Genomic DNA, 3,100 nt, shown 5'->3' with positions numbered 1-3,100 from the left:
AACACTACGCTGAACAACACTACATTAAACAATACAACCATAAATCTATCCGCCAATCAGACCATCAATGTGAGTGCAAACGAGACGGTAGAGCTGCAGAATGAAACTGCCCTCCTTCCTGTACAGACCATTCCCTTAAATGATGCAGTGGCTGTTGAGAATGAGACCGTTCCAGCTGTGGTTGATGCCATGCCCGCGGAGAATGAGACGGTTGCTGCCCCTGTTGAAGTTGCAGTTGAGACCGCCCAGACAGTAGCACCCGTAACCAGTATCCTCGGCAAGATGGAGACTGAACAGGCTCCGCCAATACTGCTCGGCTTAACGGCAAAATCGACCTATGCCATCGGCAGCAGCAATACCTTCAGAGAAGCAGCCCAGGTGGGCAGCACCAAGGCCAGAGTGACATATCCAGTTGGCTCAGCAGCCTTGTCGATGATCACCCTCTGAAATGGGTCGCCTCTGGAATAAACCGAATTGAACTGAATTCAAAATACTGTCGATAGACTTTTATGGACAATGTCCCTCTCGATGGGGAAAGGTGTTCCTCTTGATGGGAATCAATGAGATGGGTTTCGAGGTCTTCGAGGAGATGCTCGACTATGGAGATGAGCTGCAAATAGAGGTCTATGAGCTTGAGAATGGCACCGTAGTCATCGATGCAGGAGTGAAGGCTCAGGGCGGAATAGGAGCCGGCATCTACCTTTCCCGCCTGTGCATGAGCGACCTGGCCGACATCCAGCTCGCTCCCTGCGATATAGGCGGAATTCTTCTCCCAGGAGTGCAGGTGGCCACGGACTATCCGGCGGTATCCTGTATGGCCTCCCAGTGCGCCATGTGGCAGATCAAGGCAGACAAGTACTTCGCCATGGGCAGCGGACCGGCAAGGGTTCTGGCGGGAAAGACCAGGGATCTATATGAGAAGATAGGATTCGAGGAGTTCTCTGATATAGGGGTCATCGTCTTGGAGTCGAACAAGCTGCCGGATGAGAAGGTTTCGGCATCGATTGCCCAGAAGTGTGGAATCGATCCCGCTGACCTTAGAATTGCCATTGCCCCCACGGACTCCGTGGCCGGCCTGGTGCAGGTATCAGCGCGGGTGGTGGAGACCGGCCTGCACAAGCTCTTCACCATGGGCTTTGACATAAACACCATCAAGAGCGGCTGGGGAAGAGCGCCCATCTCGCCCATCACCGGAGACGCGACCAATTGCATGGGCTCCTCCAATGATGCCATAATCTATGGCGGAGAGACCTATTACACCCTCCTCTATGAGGATACTGAAGAGCTGCAGAGGTATCTGAAGGGTATGCCTTCCTCTGCATCCCGGGACTGGGGAGCGCCTTTCTACCAGACATTCAAGGCAGCTGGTTTTGATTTCTTCAAGGTGGACCATAACGTCTTTGCACCGGCCAAAGTGGTGATGAATGAGATCAAATCGCGACGGACTTTCGTATGCGGCAAGACCGATCATGAGGTGCTGATGGAGTCGTTCCACCTGGAATGTCTCGATTCGTCGGTCTGATGGGAGAGTGGATTCAGTTTAGAGGAAATCCGGGATAATCTAGATAAACCTCCGGGCAGCCCGTGAAAGAGATGAATTCTTTGGAATGCGACCTCAAGGGCCATGGGCCGTGCGGCGGGCCTCTCTGCCAGCGCGGCATAAGCCTCAACCACCGCTGCGACCAGCATGTCAGGCTCCAGTCGTACTGGGCAGCCCATAACACCGGCAAAAAGCTCAACGACTGGCTGGACGGCCTGATGAATGCCGAGCGGGAAGAGGCATTGAGGCTGGCTCCGCCCAGGGGAAAGCACTGGCAGGAGATCAGCTCCTCGTCCTCGGAGGACTAGCTTTTAGCCTTCAGGGAAGGTCTATCGTTCCCACTACTCTGAGCTTTCCACCCTCAGGATACGTCAGAACTGCCTTTGCTCCCGGCCGGAAGACGAGCATCTTGTCCAGCTTCAGTTTCAGCTCTGCTCGATGCCAGTCAGCCTCCGGCAAGACCTCCTGCACTCTGGCCGGGACGAATTGCATCCAGTGGCCGATGTGAAGCACCATTCCCTCTTTGAGGGGACTTGGCCAGTATTTAACTATCCGGGCCATGGCTGAGATCTCTGAGACCTTCTTGATCGATTTGTCATTGGTGAGGATGGTCCCCCGGTCCAGGTCCTCAACATCGACCCCTTTAAGGGCGATCCCAGTCCTCTCACCCACCCCGGCGACATCGAAGTCCTCATCATGCTTCTGGATGGAGCGGACCTGGGCGGTCTTCTCTCCCGGGAGAACCATCAGCTCATCATGCTTCTTCAGGGTCCCCTCCGCCACCGATCCCAAGACCACAGTGCCTATGCCCCGCACATTGAAGAAGTGATCCACAGGCATGGTCCCGGTTGGAGAGTCGTAGCTGGTCTTGATATTTTCAGAAAGGGCCAGGAGCCTCTCGCGAAGGGCATTCTTATCATCATCCAAAAATTCATAGCTATCGACCACAGTGCCCTTGATGAAGGGCATGACCCGATCTTTATCTATGAAGTTTCTCAGTATCACCATGCCGTCTTTCTTGCCCAGAGAGTCCAGCATGAGGACCGTCTCCCCAAAGGCGGGATCCATCTGATCCACAATCAGTAGAATCTTCTGGGACATGGAGATGGCATAGAATAAGGGTGCTATCCTCTCCGGATATCTGCTCGGCTCGATGAGGGTAACGGTATTCTCCCCTTTCTTCAGATTGTAAAAGGTAAGATCGCTGACGGTGCCCTTCTTTCCCAGCTCCTTGCCATATTCAGGGGCGCCCAGGATCGCCACATTGAGATTGGACATACAATGCCTGAATCTATCCTTGGGATAATAGGTCTTGCGGTGGCAGGATAGGGCCTTTTCATTCCCATCTATGCTGCTTTTATAGGGAGAAAGAAGAGATCCAGCGATGTGCGGAGCAGATCTGTCTGACCTGGAGGAGGAGAGAGAATCCCGGAAGAAGAGTACTGAATCATCCCCTGCAGCGAAGGGCGTACCCAGGGAAAAGAGCAGGCAGTAGACAATAGATATTTATCAGATTAAGCCTCATCATTATTCATTAGTAAATAGTGGCAAATGACCCCC

4 protein-coding genes are annotated in these 3,100 nt (G+C 53.5%); 3 read left to right on the top strand and 1 reads right to left on the bottom strand.

Annotated elements, in window-relative coordinates; translation table 11 throughout:
- The 3 genes from BP727_RS04935 to BP727_RS04925 form a co-directional block, all read left to right on the top strand.
- On the top strand, positions 1-447 hold a 447-nt coding region (locus tag BP727_RS04935), incomplete at its 5' end, for a hypothetical protein (RefSeq protein WP_286857672.1).
- A 100-nt stretch (positions 448-547) separates the two neighbouring features.
- Positions 548-1,522 carry a methenyltetrahydromethanopterin cyclohydrolase gene (gene mch, locus BP727_RS04930; protein ID WP_048131957.1) on the top strand — a complete coding sequence of 325 codons (975 nt, stop codon included), beginning with the start codon at positions 548-550 and terminating at the stop codon, positions 1,520-1,522.
- Between the two features lie 71 nt (positions 1,523-1,593).
- A complete protein-coding gene (locus tag BP727_RS04925) occupies positions 1,594-1,848 on the top strand; it encodes a hypothetical protein (protein WP_048131959.1) in 255 nt (84 codons plus the stop codon).
- Between the two features lie 10 nt (positions 1,849-1,858).
- On the opposite strand, the gene BP727_RS04920 is transcribed toward BP727_RS04925, so the two are convergent.
- Complete coding sequence (locus BP727_RS04920; RefSeq protein WP_286857670.1) at positions 1,859-2,818, bottom strand: EF-Tu/IF-2/RF-3 family GTPase; 960 nt, start codon at positions 2,816-2,818, stop codon at positions 1,859-1,861.
- Between the last annotated feature and the right edge of the window lie 282 nt (positions 2,819-3,100).

Source organism: Methanosaeta sp. UBA356 (assembly GCF_002496465.1).
GTDB classification, from domain to species: domain Archaea; phylum Halobacteriota; class Methanosarcinia; order Methanotrichales; family Methanotrichaceae; genus Methanothrix; species Methanothrix soehngenii.
Note: the sequence above shows the minus strand (reverse complement) of the source record. Positions and strands in the feature narration are given on the sequence as shown.

Coding starts and splice junctions, on each gene's coding strand:
- BP727_RS04925 (WP_048131959.1), top strand. CDS start 1,594: ATGAATTCTTTGGAATGCGACCTCAAGGGCCATGGGCCGTGCGGCGGG.
- BP727_RS04920 (WP_286857670.1), bottom strand. CDS start 2,818: ATGTCCAATCTCAATGTGGCGATCCTGGGCGCCCCTGAATATGGCAAG.